We start from the raw sequence: 20586 nt of genomic DNA, 5'->3' as shown, positions 1-20586 counted from the left end.
CTTTTAATATATCTAGACAGAATTAGATATCAACTTTAGTAGTTCCACCAAGGAATGTTGGAAGAGATTTACCATCACGCTTCCACTGTGAGTATTCTGCAGTAGCGGCAAACATTACATCGCCTGAAGAGTTAAGAGCAGTTTCAACAGAATCCTGAACTACACCGATGATGAAGCCAACAGCAACAACCTGCATAGCTACATCTGCGTTAACTCCGAACAATGAGCATGCCATTGGGATAAGGAGTAATGAACCACCAGCAACACCAGAGGCACCGCAAGCTGCAAGAGTAGCAATGAATGCAAGGATAAGAGCTGTTGCAAATGATACGTGGATACCAACAGTATTGGCAGCAGCAAGGGACATAACAGCGATAGTGATAGCTGCACCGTCCATGTTGATTGTAGCGCCAAGAGGAATTGATACAGCATACATTTCTTTGTCCATGCCAAGTGCTTCGCAAAGCTCCATATTTACAGGAATGTTTGCAGCTGAGCTTCTAGTAAAGAAAGCAGTCACACCTGATTCCTTAAGGCATCTGAATACAAGTGGATAAGGATTTGTGCGAAGTACGATAGCAGCAAGAAGTGGATCAATTACAAGTGCAACAACAAGCATGCATCCAACTAAAAGAGCTAACAGCTTTCCGTAGTCAGTAAAGATTGCAAGTCCATTTGTTGAAACATTTGAATAAACAAGTCCCATGATACCAAATGGAGCAAGATTGATAATCCATTTAACAGCAAGTGAAACGATGTTTGCAAAATCTTCCATCACCTTCTTTGTGTTGTCACTGGCAACTCTCTTAGAGGCAAGGCCAAGAACAACAGCCCAGAAAAGGATACCGATATAACGACCATCTACAATAGCGCCGATAGGATTGCCAACCATGTTTACGAGAAGATTTGAAAGAACCTCACCTACACCTGTAGGTACAGTTTCTGCTTCTGCAGCTTCACTGAGCATGATTGTCTGTGGGAATACATAGCTTCCGACAACAGCAACCACTGATGCTAAAAATGTGCTGGCCATGTAAAGGATGATAACAAGCCCAAATCTTCTATCAAGCTTGTCATTTCCCTGAGCGAGGGCAGATACAACAAGCACGAATACAAGTACAGGTGCAACAGCCTTCAAAGCGCCAACAAAAATAGTACCTAAAAGTGAAACAACCTGGAGATTATCAAATAGTAGTCCGAGGACTGCACCAATCAATAATCCGCATAAAATCCTAATAATAAGACTTACGCTATTATACGCTTTTACTAGTTTCATATAAGAACTCCCTATTAGTTTATTTACCTTATACCAAGGCATTAATTAAGTGATATTTTAACGCTTTAACTCGTTAAAGTAAATAGAGCATAAAAAAATAAAGCATAAATTGAATTATTTCTAACAATAAGTAACATTTAAAAATAGGTAGAGGTTTGATAAAATTTAAAATGTTTGAAACGTAATATGAGTTATTTGTAAATAATGGAGGCTGATTATGAGTTACGCAGAATATGTAAAGCATTATTTTACATTACCAGATTGTATTATTTTCTTAGTATTAGCATTGGTATTACTAGCAGTTGTTTATGCTGTATTTTATATATACTCAAAGGGACGATTCAAAAATCCTCGTAAGATGCAGCATGAGTTTTTCTCTCTGACAGAAAGATTTTACGAGCTGATTTTTTCAGGTGGAAGCATTATAGGATTTATGGCCGCTTATTATCTTATCAATAGATTCGTAACCGCAGGACCTTTTTTTGTATTTTGGTCTAGCTATAAGGATTATTTATTGTTAGTTTTCATGATAATATCAATCCTTTTGAATACATTTTGCGACCATGTCTTGGTGAAGCTGAAACGTCTTAATAAAAGTGAGATGGCGTCTATTCGACTTACAGGAATGCTCTATATGATTATCATCTTCTGCTATATTAAGTTTATATATGAAGATAATAATTATGATATGTTCATAACCTATTTCTTAACCTTGATGATAGGCCGATTTGTATATTTTGATGCCAGCTTCAAAGATTTTTTGAACTGCATAAAAGATGCGGCTAAGAATATACCCATCATGATTATGGGACTTACATTCCTCGGACTACTTTGCCTAAGGGGATATTCATCAGCTTATTTGTTAAAGCATAATGGAGTTATTACAAATATCTTCTTCTGCCACCTATACATTATAGTTGCAATCTTTATTTTGCACTTCGTGGTAGAGGCTTATTTTAGCAAAAGAAAACCAAAGAAAACTAAAAAGAAACCAATCGAAAATAATGAGATATTTGTTGATGAGGTTACAGATCTCGAAGATTTTTAACTCGTCATAAATAATATTTCACCTCTTATCCCAAATTGTTGTTTTGAAGTATCAGATATGTAGAATATAAACCATAGGAGGCGCCAATAATTATGAAGATAAATATTGACGTAGATGATTCTTTACAGCAGGATATGATAACCATTCACTGCCGTGAGATAACAGATGAGATATTAGAGCTGCAGCGACTGTTGTCAAACAAGCAGACTGGGGGACAGAAAATATCAGCCTATATTGATGACACGGAGTATTATGTGGAAGTCAAAACAATATTATTCATGGAGGCTGATGGCAACTACATATCAATCCACACGGGGAAATCCATCTACAGGATTAGACAAAAACTATATGAGCTTGAAGAAATGCTCCCGAGATATTTTTTAAGGGTGTCTAAATCAACTATCGTAAATACGGAGTTGATTTCATCAATTAAAAAGAATATCACCGGAGCAAGTGAGATTTCATTTAGAAATGCCACTAAAAAAGCTTATGCATCAAGAAACTACATTAAAGCACTGTTAGAAATCATGGATGAAAAGAGGATAAAAAGATGAAAGATTATAGAATTAAAGCTATAGCAAGAGGTCTTGCAATAATTGCATTTGCTGTTTGTTTATTACTTAGCAAAACAGGGGCGTTTACAGCGTTTCCACTGGTTAAAATAGGAATGTGCATTATACTTGCACTAGTTGTTATCGAAGCACTCATGGAAAAAAGCTTCTTTGGTGTATTCTTCCCAATGGGTATAGCAGCATGTTTATTCCAAAAAGAGCTTGGCCTTGAAAATGTTAGTTATATTGTCATTATTTTAGCATTTGTTTTGATTGGTATCGGTTTTTCTTTGATATTCGATAAAAAGCCAAAGATTAGTGTTATTAAAGATAAGTGCCATGAAGCCGTAGATGGTTCTATGAGTGATGAATATTCAGAAGGCGACGGCACATTTGATCTGGATAACAATATGGGGTCAAAGAGTCAGTATGTAAATGTTCAAAATCTTAAATGCGGTAATATTGACAATGCTCTTGGACAGCTCACAGTATATCTCAATAACTGTACAATTGATCCAGAAGGAGCAATACTTAATATCGATAATGGCTTAGGCGCTCTTACAATATACATGCCAAAGGACTTTAGAGTAAGTTTCAATTGTGATAATGGCATGGGCAAGATTAATATGCATGGAGAATGTTCTAATGATACATCATTGCCACTTGTTACAGCCAATGTAGACAATGGCATGGGAACAATAGATTTTTATTTTGAGTAATATGACAGAAAAAGAGTTTTTAGATAGATATACAAAACAATTAAATCCTGCACAATTAGAAGCAGTGCAGACCGTAGAAGGGCCTGTGCTGCTTCTTGCTGTGCCAGGAAGTGGTAAAACCACAGTTTTGGTAAACAGACTGGGGTATATGATTTATTGCAAGAACATTGCACCGGAAAATATCTTAACACTTACTTACACGGTGGCAGCCACAAAGGATATGTCTGAAAGATTTATAAGTATATTCGGGCCAGAGCTTGCTGATAGGCTGGAGTTTAGAACAATCAATGGTATATGTGCAAAGATAATTGCATATTATGGTCGAATGATCGGAAAAGATCCATTTGAATTATGTACCGATGAAAAGTTCACAGGACAGCTTCTGACAAATATATATGTAAATGTTGTAGGAGAATACCCAACAGATAGTGATATAAAGGGCGTCAGAACTCTAATCACATATTGTAAAAATATGTACCTTTCTGATGAGGAGATTAAGAAGCTTGGCAAGGATGAGGGCATCGATTTAATAAAGATTTACAAGACCTACAATAATGAGCTTAAGCAGCGCAACATGATGGATTATGATGACCAGATGATGTACGCATATAGAATGCTTAAGAGCTCGCCAGTAGTACTTAATCATTTTCAGGAAATCTACAAATACATTTGTGTAGACGAAGCTCAGGATACATCAAAAATTCAGCATATGATTATTGCACTTTTGGCAGGTGCAAAGGGCAATCTTTTTATGGTAGGAGATGAGGACCAAAGTATCTATGGCTTTAGAGCGGCATATCCTGATGCACTTCTTAACTTTGAAAATGAGCATCCAGGAGCGAAGGTGCTTGTGATGGATAAAAATTATCGTTCTAACGCAAGGATTGTAGAGGCGGCGGATATTTTCATCCAGCACAATAAAGACAGACATAAAAAGCACATCTGTGCAACTAAAGCGGCATCAACGGATATTGAGTTCGTAAAGCTTGGACGTGAGAAGCAGTATTCTTATTTACTGGGCTTAGCGAAAGAAATAAATCGAAAGACAGCTGTTTTATATAGAGATAATGAAAGTGTTTTACCACTTGTAGATTTGTTGGAAAGAGAATGTGTTCCATACAACATAAAAAATGCGGATATGGCCTTCTTCACAAATCGAGTGGTGATAGATATAGTAAACATGCTCAGGTTTGCATTTGTTCCTATGGATGAAGAAATATTTATGAAGATATATTTCAAATTCCAGACTTACCTTAGTAAGAAAGATGCAATTGAAATGTGTCAGCTTGCAGAGAGAAATCATTCAGGAATACTAGATGCAGCAGAGCTTCTAAATCTTAATGGACATGTGCTTGGAAATTGCAGATCCCTTAGAACTCATTTTAAGAACATGGCCAGTGAGAACCCATATAAGGCCATAAATCGAATCGAAAAGTTTATGGGCTACGGGGAATATCTCGTTTCCAACAACATAGATAACAACAAAGTCTTTATTTTAAAGATGATAGCAAAGCAGGAAAAGGATATTCCATCATTCCTAAATAGACTGAATGAGCTCAGAATGATTCTTCAGGAAAAGCAATATAAACCAGGCGCCAAATTCATTCTTTCAACTATTCATTCCAGCAAAGGTTTGGAGTATGAGAATGTTATTCTAATAGATGCAATAAATGGAGTTTTCCCTAATAAGGTCATTAGGGCTAATTCAAGGGCAACAGATCAAGACAAGAAAAACTTTGAAGAAGAGCGTAGAATCTTTTATGTAGGAATAACAAGAGCAAAAGAAAAGCTCACAATCTTCAAATACACTGATAAGCAATCAGTATTTATAAATGAGCTGAGGCCACAAAAAGAAGAAACAATAAAGGCAGAAGTAAAAGCGCCAGCCGGTTCTTATGCGGCAGCCGCCTCATCATATTTAAGTAGAATGCGTAAGCAGAGTTAGAGATAGAAAGGTAATATATGAGTATTTTAAACGTTGAACACTTATCCCATGGTTTTGGAGATAGAGCCATTTTTGAAGATGTTTCATTTAGATTATTGAAGGGCGAGCATATCGGTCTTGTTGGTGCAAACGGTGAAGGTAAGTCTACATTCATGAACATCATCACAGGAAAGCTTCAGCCAGACGAGGGAAAAATCGAATGGTCTAAAAAGGTTCGTGTTGGATATTTGGACCAGCACACAGTGCTTGAAAAGGGCATGACAATTGGCAGCGTGCTTCACTCAGCATTTGACTTCCTCTACGAGATGGAACAGGAAATGAATGATATCTACGCTAGTCTTGGTGAGGTCACAGACGATGACGAGATGAATAAGCGCATGGAAGAGGCAGGAACCATTGCGGACCTTCTTACTATGCATGACTTTTACATGATCGATTCAAAGGTTGAAGAGGTTGCAAGAGCCCTTGGAGTGTTGGAGCTAGGTCTTGATAAAGATGTTACGGAGCTTTCAGGTGGACAGCGTACAAAGGTGCTTATGGCAAAGCTTCTCTTGGAGAAGCCAGATATCCTTCTTCTGGACGAGCCTACAAACTATTTAGATGTGGAGCACATTGAATGGCTTAAGAGATATTTGAATGACTACGAGAATGCATTTATTCTTATCTCCCATGATGTGCCATTCCTTAATTCAGTAATCAATCTTATTTATCATATGGATAATAAGCAGCTTAACCGTTATGTTGGTGATTACGATAAATTCCAGGAAGTATATGCTATGAAGCAGAGTCAGCTTCAGGCTGCTTACAACCGTCAGCAAAAGGAAATAGCAGAGCTTAAGGATTTCGTTGCAAGAAATAAAGCAAATGTTGCCACAAGAAATATGGCTATGTCCCGTCAGAAGAAGCTTGATAAGATGGATGTCATTGAGCTTGCAGCTGAAAAGCCCAAGCCAGAGTTTTATTTTAAAGAGGCAAGAACACCAAGCCGTGTAATCTTCTCTACAAAGGATTTGATTATTGGTTACGACAAAAATGAACCACTTTCAAAGCCTCTCAATCTGGAAATGCAGCGTAAGCAAAAGATTGTACTTACCGGTGCAAATGGTATAGGAAAAACCACTCTGTTAAAAAGTATTCTTGGGCTGATTCCACCTCTTTCTGGAACAGTTTATCAGGGAGAGTTTTTGGAGATTGGATATTTTGAGCAGGAGATGGATCAGCACATTTCCACAACATGCATAGAGGAAATCTGGAACGAATTCCCATCATATAATCAAAATGAAGTTCGTTCGGCACTTGCAAAATGTGGTCTTACAACAAAGCACATTGAAAGTCTTTGTAGAGTGCTTTCCGGAGGAGAGCAGGCAAAGGTTCGTCTTTGCAAGCTTTTAAATCGCGAGACAAATCTTCTCCTTTTGGACGAGCCTACAAACCATTTGGATGTAGATGCAAAGGATGAATTAAAGCGTGCCCTTAAGGAATACAACGGAAGTATCCTTATGGTTTGCCATGAGCCAGAGTTTTACGAGGGACTTGCCACTGACGTTTGGGATTGCAGTCAGTGGACTACAAAAACTATATAATTACAATTTAATAAATAGATGAGCCGTTTAAAGCGCTAAAGCGAATTGTCTGAATATTTAATTCTTGATTTAATTCTTTAAAGAGATGCTGTATAATACTGATATTCGCTTTAAACCGATAAAGAAAAAAGGGAGGACATTTAATTAATGGATTCAAAAAAAATCAAGTGGTCCACACTTGCGTTTATGGCGTTTTCTACTGTATGGGGATTCGGAAACGTTTTAAACGGATTTATCTACTTTAACGGCATCCAGAGCATCTTTAGCTGGATTCTTATGTTTGCACTCTACTTCGTGCCATACGCACTTATGGTAGGTGAGCTTGGTTCAGCATTCAAGACATCAGGCGGAGGTGTCAGCTCATGGATTTTCGGAACAACTGGTGCAAAGGCAGCTTACTATGCAGGTTGGACATACTGGGCATGCCACATCACTTACATTGCTTCTAAGTCATCAGGTGGCTTAAAGGCTCTTAGCTGGGCAATCTTCAGAAATGGTGAAACTTATGATAGCTTCCCAACTCTTGCAGTTCAGCTTGTTACATTCGCTATTTTGATTTTATTCTGCTATGTAGCATCTCGTGGTCTTAATCCACTTAAGAAGCTTGCTACAATCGCAGGTACATCAATGTTTGTTATGTCAATTCTTTACATCATCATGATGTTTGCAGCACCTGCAATCAATCCTCATGCTGATTATGTATCAATGGAATTTACAAGACAGACACTTATTCCACAGTTTAATGTTAAGTACTTCACATCACTTTCAATCCTTGTATTTGCAGTAGGTGGATGTGAGAAGATTTCCCCATATGTTAACAAGGTAGAAAACCCTTCAAAGGGATTCCCTAAGGCAATGATTACACTTGCTGTCATGGTTATGGTATGTGCTATTCTTGGTACTATCGCTATGGGAATGATGTTTGATCCAGCTGAAATCAATGCAAACTTTGATGCATACAATTCAAACGGTTCATACTGGGCATTCCAGAAGCTTGGTCAGTACTATCATGTTGGAAATTCAATCATGATTATATATGCACTTTGCAATGCTATCGGGCAGCTTTCAACACTTGTTATTTCAATTGATGCTCCACTTCGTATGCTTCTTGACAATGAGGATGCTAGAGAGTTCATCCCATCTAAGCTTCTCAAGAAGAACGATGCAGGCGCTTATGTAAATGGTATCAAGATGGTTGCAGTTCTTTCAGGTGCTATCATCCTTATCCAGTCATTCGTTCCTGGTGCAGCAGTAGTTCTTAAGCAGCTTACAAAGCTTAACTCAGTATGTATGCCACTTCGTTACCTTTGGGTATTCTTCGCATACATCATGCTCCGTAAGGCTGGTGAGAAATTCAATCCTGAGTACAAGTTTGTTAAGAATCAGGGCGTTGCAATCTTTGCTGGATGCTGGTGCTTCTTTGTAACAGCAGCTAGCTGCTTACTTGGTATGTATGTTGAGGGAGATTTATTCAACACATTCCTTAACATCCTTACACCAATCGTGCTTGCAGCACTTGGCGTAATCTTACCAATGATTGCTAAAAAGGAAAAAGCGAACAATTAATTAGTTAATGAAAAATGTAGGGCTACTGAGAATGTTTCTCAGTAGCCCTTTATTAATAAATTTTTAATAAAAAAACAGAGCAAAACGTGGTAATATAATAAAGCTCGATTAATTTTGTGCAATCGAATTAGTTGTGCCTAACTGCTACTGGCATAGTAGTTAGGGAGAGTTTTATAGAGTTAGGAGTAGAAATATGCTAGAAATCAAAAACCTGTGTTACAAGGTTGAAGATGAGGGTGACACTACCAAAGAAATCATTGATAATCTTAATCTCACAGTAGAGGATGGAAAGTTTATCGTCATCACAGGACCAAACGGTGGCGGTAAGTCAACACTTGCAAAGCTTATTATGGGTGTAAATGAACTTACATCAGGACAGATTATTCTTGATGGTGAGGACATTTCACAGAAGAATATTACTGAAAGAGCAAAGCGTGGAATTAGTTTTGCATTCCAGGCACCTGTTCATTTCAAAGGAATTAGAGTAATTGATTTATTACGTCTTGCAGCAGGAGAAAACATTTCAGTTGCTGCAGCTTGTGAATATCTTTCACGAGTAGGCCTTTGCGCAAAGGACTATGTTGAGCGCGAGGTTAATGGCTCACTTTCAGGCGGAGAGCTTAAGCGTATCGAAATCGCCACAGTTCTTGCACGTGGTACAAAGCTTTCAATTTTCGATGAGCCAGAGGCTGGTATCGATTTATGGAGTTTCCAGAACCTTATCAAGGTTTTCGAGAACATGCGTAAGACAATCAACGGAACAATCATTGTTATTTCTCATCAGGAGCGTATCTTAAATATCGCCGATGAAATCGTTGTTATCGAAAATGGTAAGGTTAAGAAGCAGGGACCAAAGGATGAAATCCTTCCTGAACTTTTAGGTACATCTGCAGCAGCGAATATTGCTTGCGAAAAGTTAGGAGGTGACCAGTAATGGCTTTAGATGCAATTCAAAAGAACATTTTACATGAGGTCGCTGATTTAGATGGTATTCCACAGGGCGCATACAACATCCGTGCAAACGGTACAAGCGCAGGTAGAAATACAACAGCAAATATCGACATCGTTACAAAAGAAGATAAGCCAGGTATTGATATCATAATCAAGCCAGGTACAAAGGGCGAAAGCGTTCACATCCCTGTAGTTCTTACAGAGAGTGGACTTAAGGATATGGTATACAACGATTTCTATGTTGGAGAAGGCGCAGATGTTACTATCGTAGCAGGATGCGGTATTTCCAACTGTGGAGACCAGGACTCACAGCACGATGGTATTCACACATTCCACGTTGGCAAGAATGCTAAGGTTAAATACGTAGAAAAGCATTATGGCGAGGGCGATGGCAAAGGCGCCAGAATTCTTAATCCTGTAACTAATGTATATCAGGAAGAAGGCAGCTATGTAGAAATGGAAATGGTTCAGATTAAGGGTGTTGATTCTACAGTCCGTACAAATGTTGCTGAGCTTGCAGAAGGAGCGACACTTCTTATCCATGAAGCTCTTATGACACATGGTACACAGAAAGCTACATCAGACTACAAGGTTGCTCTTAACGGCGAGGGTTCAAGTGCAGACGTTGTTTCTCGTTCTGTTGCAAAGGATGATTCTGAGCAGATTTTTGAAGTAGCAATCGAAGGTAACACAGCATGTAACGGTCATGCAGCTTGTGATGCTATCATCATGGGAAATGCACACGTAGTAGCAATTCCACGTCTTGATGCAAAGAATGTGGATGCTGCACTTATCCATGAGGCAGCCATCGGAAAGATTGCTGGCGACCAGCTTATTAAGCTTATGTCACTAGGACTTACAGAAGAAGAGGCAGAAGAACAAATTGTGGCAGGATTCCTTAGATAAAAGCGAAAGTAGATACTTTCAGCTACATATTTTGGCATCATGTGTATCAATGAATTCTCTGTGATTTTACTTTATAAAGATTGTGATTTTTGGTTTTGAAAAACATAATCATGATATTATGAAAAAGCACGGAGGGAATAAGTATGGCGATTTCACCAATTATGGGAATAGGTTCATATGGAAATGTAGCATCAGTTCAGCCTATGAATTATGCGGTTGATAATGATGCAGATTTTTCAGATGTTTACAATACTGAGTCTACTAAGCAAAGTGGCGTAGTGAATGGGGCATCTCCTGTTCAGTACCCTAATGCCCAGGTGCAGGATGTAGACGACCAGGCGATTCAGATTGATCCACTGGAGAGACAAAAGAAAACCCTTCAGGTTTCAAATGAATTTAATAACATAGCAATGCAGTTCTCATCAAACAATACTAGCTACAGTATGAAAGGTGTAGGCGCTAGCTATGGAATGGCGGGAAGCCGATTTGATGCATACGCATAAATTTAATATTAAATAGATGATAAAAGAAGCCGAGAAATTCGGCTTCTTTTGTGTTATCATAGATTTTAGTTGATATGATAATAGCAGGGAGGTAACGGATATGAGCAAAGTTCTTATATTTATGGCGGAAGGCCACGAGGAAATAGAAGCACTTACAGTTGTTGATATTCTGAGACGTGCTGATATTGAAATAGACATGGTTTCTATCACTGGCAACAAAAAGGTTCCTGGAGCTCATGGAATCACAACATACTGTGATAAGCTGATAGAAAATACTGACTTTGAAAAAGCAGATATGATAGTGCTTCCAGGCGGAATGCCAGGCACATTAAATCTTGGGCTTTGTGAGCCTCTCATGGATCAGATACATGGATTTAACACTTCAAAGAAGGGGCTTGCAGCTATTTGCGCAGCGCCAACAGTTTTTGGAAAGGCAGGACTTCTTGAAGGAAAGAAAGCTACATGCTATCCAGGAATGGAAGGAGATTTGCTGGGAGCAAATGTTTCAACCGACAGTGTTTGCCACGATGGTCACATCATTACCAGCCGTGGTATGGGAACAGCAATTCCATTCGCACTTGAGATTGTAAAGACATTCAAGGGTGAGGATGTTGCAAATAAGCTGGCACAGGCTATTGTGTATAATAATTAAACGAGGTTTAAAATGGAAAAGATTAAAAGTTTTACAATTAACCATAATGTACTCACTCCAGGCTTCTACATTTCACGTGTAGATGATGGAGATATAATCACATACGATTTACGCACTCGTAAGCCAAACGCAGGTGATTATATGGATAATGCGACCATGCATTCAGTGGAGCATATGATTGCAACATATATGCGTAACTCAGAAATCGCGGACCATGTAATTTACTTTGGACCAATGGGATGCCAGACTGGATTCTATCTTGTAATTAAGGGAGTAGATTCTAAAAAGACATTCGAAGTAGTTAAAAAAGTTTTCAAGCAGACAGTAGACCACGAGGGAGACGTATTCGGAAAGAGTGCAATTGAGTGTGGCCACTATGAGAACCTGGATATTCAGCTCGCTAAAACAGAGTGCCAGCGTTACTTGGACGTGCTTAATTCATGGTCAAATATGGAATTCACTTATCCAGATTAGGATAGGAAGTAATACTAGGAGGATAGAGATGAAATTAGGAATTATAGGTGCTATGCAGATTGAGATTGAGAATCTCAAGCCAAGCATTAAGAATCAAAAGACATCAACAATCAGTGGTGTAAACTTTATTGAAGGTGAAGTTAACGGCGTGCCTGTAGTTGCAGCAGTTAGTGGAATCGGTAAGGTATTCGCTGCTATTTGTACAGAGATTATGGTGCTTCATTTTGGAGTAGACCATGTAATCAATATCGGAGTAGCAGGTTCACTTGTACCTACACTTAAGGTACTTGATGTAGCAGTTGCAGAGTCAGCTGTTCAGCATGATATGAACACAACAGCAGTAGGTGATCCATTAGGACTTATCTCTGGTATCAATGTAATCAATTTTGAAGCAGATGCCGATCTTAGAAAGAATGTTACAGATGTACTTTCTGCAAGAGGCATCAATTACGAGGTTGGTGTTATTGCTTCAGGAGATTTATTTGTAGATACAAACAAGCAGCGTGAGACAATTCGAACAAGATTTGATGCAATCGCAGCAGATATGGAAGGTGCAAGCATTGCTCAAACATGCTACGTAAACAAAGTACCATTTACACTTATTCGTTCTATTTCAGATGCAGATGGAAGTGCAATGGATTACAACACATTTGCAGGTAAAGCTGCAGAGCAGTCAATTGCAATCGTTTTGGATGTAATTGAGAAATTAAAATAATATTGGCTATAATTTATACCTATTACGGGAAAGAGATTTTTTCTGTAATAGGTATTGCTATTTATGTGGAATACACATATAATCTAGGCAACTATTAACAAGAAATGCAGAGTAGACTGTAAAGCGTTAAGTGCCGTTTGCACAGGGAGTTGGCAGATGGACGAAGGATTATCCGCGGTTTTATGGTCGCATCCCGCTGCTACATACGAGGTTTATTACACCTTCATTGTAGACAAAAGGAGACTGCAAAGGAGGTGTATTTTTTATGAAGAAATTAACTAACACAAAAACACTTACAGCTGCAGCCATGTTATCAGCACTAGGAATTGTACTGGGATTTTTCAAAATACCAATCAATCAGCTGATAGAAATCAGATTTGGCGCATTGCCAGTTGAGATGGCCGGACAGCTCTTTGGCCCTGCTGTAGCAGGAGTTGTAGGAGGAATTACAGATATCGGAGGATATCTTGTAAAGCCAACTGGCCCATTCTTCCCAGGATTTACATTCAGTAGTATTGTTGGTGGTATTATCTTTGGACTGATGCTACACAACAAAAAGATTACATTTGCAAGAGTGTTGGCAACTCAGGTTGTTTACACTATTGTAGTGGGAATTATATTAAACAGCTACTGGCTGGACGTTTTATATTTCCAGAACGGTTATTTTGCAACAATCATGGCACGACTTCCAAAGGAACTTATCATGATTCCTATTATGTCAGTGATTTATTATTCAATCGTCAAAGCATTTGGCAGAACAAGAATAGGAGAATTTGCAAAATAATGAAGGAATATAGTTATTCTCAGGCAATAGACTTTTTCAAAAACATGCCCCATTTTATTCCACCCAAGGGTGGAGGAGCCAAGAAGGATTATTTCTCCTTAGATGCAGAATTAATGCTTTTGGAAAAACTAGACAAGCCTCAGAATAAACTAAAATATGTCCATATAGCTGGAACAAATGGTAAAGGTTCCACAACATCATATTTAGCAAGTATTTTAAATGAGGCATCCGTTGTTACGGGTGCCTTTACTTCACCGTTTTTATATAGATATAACGAAATGTTCAAAGTAAACGGCGATGATATTTCAGACGTGGATTTTGCAGAGGTGTTTTCAGAAGTAAAGCCTGCCTACGATGAACTTGCAGCAGATGGAGTCTTTGTTAGCGAATACGAATTCCTGACTGTTATGGCATTTATCTATTTTCTGAAAAAGGGCTGTGAGATTGTACTTTTAGAAGTAAGCATGGGTGGCAGAATGGATACAACAAATGTAATACCGGCTCCACTTGTTTCTATCATCACCCCTATCAGCTACGACCATATGACTATACTTGGAAATACGCTAACGGAAATAGCTACTGAAAAAGCTGGAATCATAAAGCCTGGTACAGCAGTTGTAAGTGCTACCCAGGAGCCTGAGGTTCAGAAGGTATTGAGAGTTACTTGTAAGTCGAATGATAATGTCCCAATAGAGTTTGTGGAGCCTGCAAAGATTTTATCAAGAGATATCCATGGCCAGAGCTTTGCCGTATCAGAGGGACTCCAATATGAAACTACAATGCTTGGAACATATCAGATAGATAATGCCGCAGTGGCAATTGCAGCAGCAAGAAAGCTTATGGAGAAGGGATACCATATTACTGAGGAGTCCATAAGAAAAGGTATCGCAAATACGAAGTGGTTTGGCCGTTTCACATTGCTATCAGACAACCCGCCTTTGGTGATTGATGGTGGGCATAATCGCCAGGGAGCAAAGGTTTTGCGAGAATCCTTGGAAACTTATTTCCCAGGTAAAAAGGTTACTTTTGTACTAGGAATCCTTGCTGACAAAGAAGTGGATTTAATACTTGATACTCTTGCGCCTATGATGAAGAAGTGTTACACAGTGGCTGTGCCAAATCCAAGGACGATGAAGCCACAGGCGTTGGCGGGGATGATACAGGAAAGAGGAATTGAAGCCGAGCCTCTAGATTCAAAATCTACCATTGAAGATATAAAAAAGCAGTCTGAGGTTGTATGCTTAGCAGGTTCACTATATCTAATCTCCTTATTTGATAAAGCCTAAGGTTAGGTTGACACCACTAACCGGAAAACTTAAAATTATAACAGTTAAGGACATATGGAGGAGAAATAATTATGTACAATGATGAATATAAGCGTTGGCTTGCAGCTGATCTTGATGATCCAGATTTAAAGCCAGAATTATTAAAAATTGAGGGGAATGACGAAGAAATCAAAGACAGATTTGCAGTAGCACTTGCCTTTGGTACAGCAGGACTTCGTGGTGTGCTTGGCGCAGGTACAAACCGTATGAACGTTTACGTAGTTCGTCAGGCTACACAGGGACTTGCAAACTGGGTTAAGACTCAGGGCGGCAACCAGACAGTAGCAATTAGTTATGACTCTCGTATCAAGAGTGATGTTTTTGCAAAGACTGCAGCAGGTGTTCTTGCAGCTAATGGTATTAATGTTCGTATTTACGATGCACTTATGCCAGTTCCTGCACTTTCATTTGCTACACGCTACTATAAATGCAATGCAGGTATTATGGTTACAGCATCTCATAACCCTGCTAAGTACAATGGATACAAGGCATACGGCCCAGACGGATGCCAGATGACAGACGATGCAGCAGCTATCGTTTATGCAGAGATTCAAAAGACAGACATTCTTAATGGCGTTAAATATATGTCATTTGCAGAGGGTGTTGAGAAGGGACTTATCAAGTTTGTTGGCGATGACTGCAAGGATGCATTCTATGCAGCAATTGAAGATAGACAGGTTCGTCCAGGCCTTTGCAAGACAGCTGGCCTCAAGCTTGTTTACAGCCCACTTAATGGCTCAGGTTTAGTTCCAGTTACACGCGTACTTAACGATATCGGTATCACAGATATAACAATTGTTCCAGAGCAGGAATATCCAAATGGATACTTCACAACATGCAGCTATCCAAACCCAGAAATCTTTGAAGCACTTGAGCTTGGTCTTGAGCTTGCAAAGAAAGAGGGAGCAGATTTAATGCTTGCTACTGATCCAGATGCAGACCGTGTTGGTATTGCTATGAAGTGCCCAGATGGAAGCTATGAGCTTGTTTCTGGTAATGAAGTTGGTGTACTTCTTCTTGACTACATTGCAGCAGGACGTATCGAAAAGGGCACAATGCCAAAGAACCCTGTAGCAGTTAAGTCTATTGTTTCAACACCACTTGCTGATGCAGTTGCAGAGCACTATGGTGTAGAGCTTCGCTCAGTTCTTACAGGCTTCAAGTGGATTGGTGATCAGATTGCCGGTCTTGAGGCTGACGGAGAAGTAGATAGATTTATCTTCGGATTCGAGGAGTCATATGGATACCTTGCAGGTCCTTATGTTCGTGATAAGGATGCAGTTATCGGCTCAATGCTTATCTGCGAAATGGCTGCTTACTACCGCAGCATCGGAAGCTCTATCAAGCAGCGTCTTGAGGAGATTTATGCTGAGTATGGTCGTTACCTCAACAAGGTAGATTCATTTGAGTTCCCAGGCCTTTCAGGTATGGATACAATGGCTGGTATCATGACATCACTTCGTGAAAATCCACCAAAGGATATCGCAGGTATCGCTGTTACAAAGGTTACAGATTACAAGAACACAGCAGAGACAGGACTTCCTTCTTCGAATGTTCTTATCTATGGCCTTGAAAATGGATGCACAGTTGTTGTACGCCCTTCAGGTACAGAGCCAAAGATCAAGACTTACTTCACAACAAAAGGAAAAGATCTTGCTGAAGCACAGAATATGAAAGACAAGCTTGCTGAAGCTTTAAAACCTTTATTTAAGTAATTCTAAGGACTACGAAAGTTCAAGTTACGACTACAAGCCTACTGATTTCTCCGCTCGGTGACATACCTCGCTTGAGAAATAGTAGAGCTTGATGTCTACTTGAACTTTCTTACTCTTTGGGAAACAAAATAGGAGATTCACCATCAATGATATATTCAGCAAATATTAACGGCTACGATGTAGAAGCGTACTACAGCGAAGATAATGTCAACGAGATATTTATACCTCTGCTACGAAAGCTTACGGCTATGCAGCAGGATAAGGGGCGGAGGATACTTGTGATGCTTGCAGCGCCTCCTGGTGCAGGCAAGAGTACGCTTCTTGATTTTCTGGAGTATTTGTCCAAGAATACAGATGGGGTGAAGGAAATCCAGACAATTGGAATGGATGGATTTCATCATTATCAGGACTACTTACTTAGTCATGAAACTGTCAGAGATGGAAAGACAATCAAAATGGTGGAGATAAAGGGCGCGCCAATTACATTCGATTTGGATGCTCTTTCAAAGCGCGTACAGCTAGTAGCCAGTGGCGAAAAATGTGGCTGGCCAACCTACGACAGAAATCTCCACAATCCCGTGGAAGACACAATCCAGATTGACTCAGATATAGTGCTTCTGGAAGGCAATTATCTGCTTTTGGATGAAGATGGTTGGAAGGACATTTCAAGTATGGCAGACTACACTATTTTCATTTCCGCAGATGAGGATATGCTTCGAAGCAGATTGGTGGAGCGCAAAGCAAAGAACACTCCATTGGAAGCTGCAAAGAAGTTTGTAGAATACTCAGATATGCGCAATGCCCTAGAGGTTTTACACCATTCCAAGAAAGCAGACTTAAATCTGGAAATCCTGGAAAACAATGAGTATAAAGTAATTTAATAATTGAGTTTTTAGCTCATCCCTTATAAAAGGGGATGAGCTTTTTTATGTTTAGAACAAATGTAAAACGGAAAATATTTATCGCAAAACGATAAAAAGTTGTTGCAAAACAAAAATAAGAGTGATATAACAAAATTAAGTTAAGAAATGAAATGCATTGGAGGCATACAATGAACAATAAATTAAATGTATTTGTAAAAAGGATTTTGGACATATGCTTTTTCATAGGAGCAGTGATGGAAGTGGCCGTTCCATTTGGTTTGAAATATGCAGTAAATCTTACAATTAAGATTCTTGGCAAGACAACAGAGTATGCAAAGATTTTAGAGCATTATCCATATGCAGTTGTTTCCATTATGGTAGCTGGCGGCTCAGCACTTTTGATTCTGTTTGAGCTTAGAAAGATGATGAAAACTGTTATAGAGGATGATTGCTTTGTAATGCCAAATGTTACTAGTCTTTACAAGATGGGAACATACGCATTTGTAATCACAGGAGTGAAGCTACTTCGTTGCTTCGTTTATTTCACACCTTCAGCTGTTGTGGTAGCAGGGGTATTCTTCTTTGCAGGATTATTCAGCAAGGTTTTAGCTCGAGTGTTTGAAAGAGCTGTTAGTTACAAGCAGGAAAATGATTTAACTATATAGAAAGCTCAGGTGAAAATATGATTGTAATAAATTTAGATGTCATGATGGCAAAAAGAAAAATTGGATTGACTGAGCTGGCGGGAATAGTTGGAATCACAAATGCCAATCTTTCAATTCTAAAGAACAATAAAGCAAAGGCAGTTAGGCTGGAAACCTTGGATGCCATATGTAAAGCATTGGATTGCCAGCCGGGTGACATATTGGAATACGTTGTGGATGAGGAGGAATAGTTATGGACAATACCGCTAGAGAAAATAATTATAATGAACCAAGTATGACAAATATTGTTTTAGAAGCTCCAGTGCAGGCGCAGGTTAAAGGCGATGCAAAGAGCTTCAGAAAATATGGATTATTATCTCTTGTATTTGCTATCGTATATACGTTTTGCTTGTACAAGAATAAATCGGGAATTACATATCCTATATTTATGGCAATAACATTTGGCCTAATATATTTAGTGAGAAAAACTGATGGATTGCCATTCCTAAAAAATAAAAATGGAAAAATAGGATTAAATCTATTTTATGTGATTTCATTGTTATTGCTATCAGTTACAAAGTGCATGTTTACAAGCTATAGCATCCAGTGGCTTAGCGGCTTGGCTATATTCCTACTATTCTTTTCATTTATCATGCAGCTTTACATTGATACTACTGGCTGGGACATAGTTGGATGGCTTGGCGGAATCGCACTTACAATGATACGACCTATAGCAAACATTGCGTGGCCATTTCAGGACTTTGCTCTTTTTGTAAAGGAAAGAGGCAGTGAGACAAGTAAAGAAAAAAAGAATGCCATTATGGCAGTTCTTATTGGACTTATTGTTGCAGTTCCGCTTCTTGCAGTGGTTGTTAGCTTGCTTGTGTCAGCAGATGCAGTGTTCAGCCGTATTTTAGAAAAAGTATTTGAGGGCATCCACCTACCAGATAATTTTGGCGATTTTGTTGGCATAGTATTAACATTGTGCATCTCATTTATCTGCGCATATATAATTCCAAATTCCTTATATAAGAAGAAAATTGGAATCGGTCCAGCAAAACAGGGAAACACAAATCCGCTTATAGCTATTACATTCACTGTTTTACTCGGTTTAGTATATCTTCTTTTCTGCTTGATACAGGTATTATTCTTATTTACAGGAAGCATGACTTTACCAGCTGGATACACATACGCATCATATGCTCACGAGGGATTCTACCAGTTGCTTGCAGTATGCTTGATTAACGTGGCGCTTGTGTCAGTTTGCTCAAGAATGTTTGCAAAGAATAAATTGTTAACATGTATTCTATCTATCATCGGCATTTGCACATACATAATGATTGCATCTTCCGCTATGAGGATGATTCTATACATCGGAGCGTATACGCTTACATTCCTTAGATTGTTTGTACTTTGGTTCCTTTGTGTACTTAGCCTTTGGCTTGCATATTTGATTATTGGATTGTATAAACCAGATTTTCCAGTATTCAAAGCTGCCATGGTAACAATCACAGTAGCTTACTTAGTATTTGCATTTGCTAATCCTGATTATCAGATAGCGAAGTATGATTTGGCACATGTGGATGGAAATGATACTTCATACGAATCAATTACATCATATGTAACAGAATGCTTGTCTTTGGATGCACTTCCAGCATTTCAGTCGGATGAGGAGTTACTTAATCTATATAAAGATCGTGTTTTTATGTATTATTGGGAAAGCAGATATGATGGCAGCATCAGAAAGTTCAACTATTCATATTGGAGAGCAGAGAAAGTATTTGAGGATGCGAAATGAAAGAAGACTCTTTAAAGCGATTTGCAACAATATATTTTGAAGTCCTTGCAGTTCTATCTGTAGTATTATATATACTTTTGCACAGTGTGCCAAAACAATTAGAGCTGAGAGAATTTATATATATGGATTTATATGAATTAGTTCTGTTCATGTGGATATTAGGAATAGGTTTTTTATGTATTTATATTTTAAGGTATAAGGCAACTAAAAAATCAGAGGGATTTAATGCATTAGAAAACCTGTTTATTATAATGGGTGCTGTAATAGGAGGATTAATAATTGTAGTCTGGATGTATTTAGTTGCTTTAGGTACAGAGGTTAATCCAGAAAAAGGAATAGAAACTAGTCATAGTGATGGCATAATAACAGTTAAAAAAGGGGATTTTCTCGATCCTGAGGATGTTAGATATGTTCAATATGAGAGTGAAAGAATAATTTACAGAAGAAGAATCGATTAAGTATTCAAGGCCAAATATAGAAGTGTAATTTAGTGCAGTTTGTATATTAAAATAAAAAAGCTTATACCCGATATTCTATACGTAATAGTTCAATAGGGAAGCTAAGGAAG

General features: G+C 38.6%; 21 protein-coding genes and 1 riboswitch. Of the genes, 20 read left to right on the top strand and 1 reads right to left on the bottom strand.

Annotated features, from left to right (window positions below; genetic code table 11):
- Window positions 1–22: 22 nt before the first annotated feature.
- Window positions 23–1276, bottom strand: a complete 1254-nt coding sequence (gene sstT / locus T375_RS06270; RefSeq protein ID WP_044936364.1) for a serine/threonine transporter SstT — start codon at window positions 1274–1276, stop codon at window positions 23–25.
- A 217-nt stretch (window positions 1277–1493) separates the two neighbouring features.
- Here sstT and T375_RS06265 point away from each other — a divergent pair, with 217 nt between their 5' ends.
- From T375_RS06265 to T375_RS06170, 20 genes are all read left to right on the top strand, one after another.
- Window positions 1494–2324, top strand: coding sequence for a hypothetical protein (locus T375_RS06265; RefSeq protein WP_049960321.1), 831 nt, complete (start codon window positions 1494–1496; stop codon window positions 2322–2324).
- Between the two features lie 92 nt (window positions 2325–2416).
- Window positions 2417–2878: a LytTR family DNA-binding domain-containing protein gene (locus T375_RS06260; protein ID WP_044936362.1), complete on the top strand. Its 462-nt coding sequence runs from the start codon at window positions 2417–2419 to the stop codon at window positions 2876–2878.
- A complete protein-coding gene (locus T375_RS06255; RefSeq protein WP_044936360.1) occupies window positions 2875–3594 on the top strand; it encodes a LiaF transmembrane domain-containing protein in 720 nt (239 codons plus the stop codon). The genes T375_RS06260 and T375_RS06255 overlap by 4 nt, the downstream gene beginning before the upstream one ends.
- Before the next feature lies 1 nt (window position 3595).
- On the top strand, window positions 3596–5539 hold the full coding sequence (locus tag T375_RS06250; protein ID WP_081821990.1) for an ATP-dependent helicase: 1944 nt from the start codon (window positions 3596–3598) through the stop codon (window positions 5537–5539).
- 17 nt (window positions 5540–5556) lie between these two features.
- Window positions 5557–7122 carry an ABC-F family ATP-binding cassette domain-containing protein gene (locus T375_RS06245; protein WP_044936358.1) on the top strand — a complete coding sequence of 522 codons (1566 nt, stop codon included), beginning with the start codon at window positions 5557–5559 and terminating at the stop codon, window positions 7120–7122.
- Window positions 7123–7269: 147 nt separating this feature from the next.
- Complete coding sequence (locus T375_RS06240) at window positions 7270–8688, top strand: amino acid permease (protein WP_044936356.1); 1419 nt, start codon at window positions 7270–7272, stop codon at window positions 8686–8688.
- A 193-nt stretch (window positions 8689–8881) separates the two neighbouring features.
- The gene (locus T375_RS06235; RefSeq protein WP_044936355.1) at window positions 8882–9622 is read left to right on the top strand and encodes an ABC transporter ATP-binding protein; all 741 of its coding nucleotides are present in this window, start codon (window positions 8882–8884) and stop codon (window positions 9620–9622) included.
- Entirely contained in the window at window positions 9622–10545 is a 924-nt protein-coding gene (locus tag T375_RS06230) for a SufB/SufD family protein (RefSeq protein ID WP_044936353.1), read from the top strand. Before T375_RS06235 ends, T375_RS06230 begins: the two co-directional genes overlap by 1 nt.
- A 143-nt stretch (window positions 10546–10688) precedes the next feature.
- On the top strand, window positions 10689–11048 hold the full coding sequence (locus T375_RS06225; protein WP_044936351.1) for a hypothetical protein: 360 nt from the start codon (window positions 10689–10691) through the stop codon (window positions 11046–11048).
- 100 nt (window positions 11049–11148) lie between these two features.
- The gene (locus tag T375_RS06220) at window positions 11149–11700 is read left to right on the top strand and encodes a DJ-1 family glyoxalase III (protein WP_044936349.1); all 552 of its coding nucleotides are present in this window, start codon (window positions 11149–11151) and stop codon (window positions 11698–11700) included.
- 12 nt (window positions 11701–11712) lie between these two features.
- Entirely contained in the window at window positions 11713–12174 is a 462-nt protein-coding gene (locus T375_RS06215) for an S-ribosylhomocysteine lyase (protein WP_044936347.1), read from the top strand.
- 28 nt (window positions 12175–12202) lie between these two features.
- On the top strand, window positions 12203–12889 hold the full coding sequence (locus T375_RS06210; protein WP_044936345.1) for a 5'-methylthioadenosine/adenosylhomocysteine nucleosidase: 687 nt from the start codon (window positions 12203–12205) through the stop codon (window positions 12887–12889).
- A 105-nt stretch (window positions 12890–12994) separates the two neighbouring features.
- Window positions 12995–13090: riboswitch (THF riboswitch) on the top strand.
- Between the two features lie 64 nt (window positions 13091–13154).
- Window positions 13155–13673, top strand: coding sequence for a folate family ECF transporter S component (locus tag T375_RS06205; RefSeq protein WP_044936343.1), 519 nt, complete (start codon window positions 13155–13157; stop codon window positions 13671–13673).
- Window positions 13673–14959, top strand: coding sequence for a bifunctional folylpolyglutamate synthase/dihydrofolate synthase (locus tag T375_RS06200; protein WP_049960320.1), 1287 nt, complete (start codon window positions 13673–13675; stop codon window positions 14957–14959). Before T375_RS06205 ends, T375_RS06200 begins: the two co-directional genes overlap by 1 nt.
- 71 nt (window positions 14960–15030) lie before the next feature.
- Entirely contained in the window at window positions 15031–16713 is a 1683-nt protein-coding gene (locus T375_RS06195; RefSeq protein WP_044936341.1) for a phospho-sugar mutase, read from the top strand.
- Between the two features lie 146 nt (window positions 16714–16859).
- Window positions 16860–17594 carry a nucleoside/nucleotide kinase family protein gene (locus tag T375_RS06190; protein ID WP_044936339.1) on the top strand — a complete coding sequence of 245 codons (735 nt, stop codon included), beginning with the start codon at window positions 16860–16862 and terminating at the stop codon, window positions 17592–17594.
- A gap of 170 nt (window positions 17595–17764) precedes the next feature.
- A complete protein-coding gene (locus T375_RS06185; protein ID WP_044936337.1) occupies window positions 17765–18241 on the top strand; it encodes a DUF2975 domain-containing protein in 477 nt (158 codons plus the stop codon).
- A 17-nt stretch (window positions 18242–18258) separates the two neighbouring features.
- Window positions 18259–18471, top strand: coding sequence for a helix-turn-helix domain-containing protein (locus T375_RS06180; protein ID WP_033152907.1), 213 nt, complete (start codon window positions 18259–18261; stop codon window positions 18469–18471).
- Between the two features lie 2 nt (window positions 18472–18473).
- Window positions 18474–20018 (top strand): DUF4153 domain-containing protein, encoded by a 1545-nt coding sequence (locus T375_RS06175; RefSeq protein WP_044936335.1) that lies wholly within the window; start codon window positions 18474–18476, stop codon window positions 20016–20018.
- Window positions 20015–20476 (top strand): hypothetical protein, encoded by a 462-nt coding sequence (locus T375_RS06170; protein ID WP_044936333.1) that lies wholly within the window; start codon window positions 20015–20017, stop codon window positions 20474–20476. Before T375_RS06175 ends, T375_RS06170 begins: the two co-directional genes overlap by 4 nt.
- Window positions 20477–20586: the final 110 nt, after the last annotated feature.

Origin of the sequence: Pseudobutyrivibrio sp. LB2011, from assembly GCF_000701765.1 — a bacterium.
In the GTDB taxonomy this organism is placed as follows: Bacteria; Bacillota; Clostridia; order Lachnospirales; family Lachnospiraceae; genus Pseudobutyrivibrio; species Pseudobutyrivibrio ruminis.
Note: the sequence above shows the minus strand (reverse complement) of the source record. Positions and strands in the feature narration are given on the sequence as shown.

Excerpts from the sequence above, each read along its gene's own strand:
- sstT (WP_044936364.1), bottom strand. The coding sequence starts at position 1,276 with ATGAAACTAGTAAAAGCGTATAATAGCGTAAGTCTTATTATTAGGATT.
- T375_RS06265 (WP_049960321.1), top strand. The coding sequence starts at position 1,494 with ATGAGTTACGCAGAATATGTAAAGCATTATTTTACATTACCAGATTGT.
- T375_RS06260 (WP_044936362.1), top strand. The coding sequence starts at position 2,417 with ATGAAGATAAATATTGACGTAGATGATTCTTTACAGCAGGATATGATA.
- T375_RS06255 (WP_044936360.1), top strand. The coding sequence starts at position 2,875 with ATGAAAGATTATAGAATTAAAGCTATAGCAAGAGGTCTTGCAATAATT.
- T375_RS06250 (WP_081821990.1), top strand. The coding sequence starts at position 3,596 with ATGACAGAAAAAGAGTTTTTAGATAGATATACAAAACAATTAAATCCT.
- T375_RS06245 (WP_044936358.1), top strand. The coding sequence starts at position 5,557 with ATGAGTATTTTAAACGTTGAACACTTATCCCATGGTTTTGGAGATAGA.
- T375_RS06240 (WP_044936356.1), top strand. The coding sequence starts at position 7,270 with ATGGATTCAAAAAAAATCAAGTGGTCCACACTTGCGTTTATGGCGTTT.
- T375_RS06235 (WP_044936355.1), top strand. The coding sequence starts at position 8,882 with ATGCTAGAAATCAAAAACCTGTGTTACAAGGTTGAAGATGAGGGTGAC.
- T375_RS06230 (WP_044936353.1), top strand. The coding sequence starts at position 9,622 with ATGGCTTTAGATGCAATTCAAAAGAACATTTTACATGAGGTCGCTGAT.
- T375_RS06225 (WP_044936351.1), top strand. The coding sequence starts at position 10,689 with ATGGCGATTTCACCAATTATGGGAATAGGTTCATATGGAAATGTAGCA.
- T375_RS06220 (WP_044936349.1), top strand. The coding sequence starts at position 11,149 with ATGAGCAAAGTTCTTATATTTATGGCGGAAGGCCACGAGGAAATAGAA.
- T375_RS06215 (WP_044936347.1), top strand. The coding sequence starts at position 11,713 with ATGGAAAAGATTAAAAGTTTTACAATTAACCATAATGTACTCACTCCA.
- T375_RS06210 (WP_044936345.1), top strand. The coding sequence starts at position 12,203 with ATGAAATTAGGAATTATAGGTGCTATGCAGATTGAGATTGAGAATCTC.
- T375_RS06205 (WP_044936343.1), top strand. The coding sequence starts at position 13,155 with ATGAAGAAATTAACTAACACAAAAACACTTACAGCTGCAGCCATGTTA.
- T375_RS06200 (WP_049960320.1), top strand. The coding sequence starts at position 13,673 with ATGAAGGAATATAGTTATTCTCAGGCAATAGACTTTTTCAAAAACATG.
- T375_RS06195 (WP_044936341.1), top strand. The coding sequence starts at position 15,031 with ATGTACAATGATGAATATAAGCGTTGGCTTGCAGCTGATCTTGATGAT.
- T375_RS06190 (WP_044936339.1), top strand. The coding sequence starts at position 16,860 with ATGATATATTCAGCAAATATTAACGGCTACGATGTAGAAGCGTACTAC.
- T375_RS06185 (WP_044936337.1), top strand. The coding sequence starts at position 17,765 with ATGAACAATAAATTAAATGTATTTGTAAAAAGGATTTTGGACATATGC.
- T375_RS06180 (WP_033152907.1), top strand. The coding sequence starts at position 18,259 with ATGATTGTAATAAATTTAGATGTCATGATGGCAAAAAGAAAAATTGGA.
- T375_RS06175 (WP_044936335.1), top strand. The coding sequence starts at position 18,474 with ATGGACAATACCGCTAGAGAAAATAATTATAATGAACCAAGTATGACA.
- T375_RS06170 (WP_044936333.1), top strand. The coding sequence starts at position 20,015 with ATGAAAGAAGACTCTTTAAAGCGATTTGCAACAATATATTTTGAAGTC.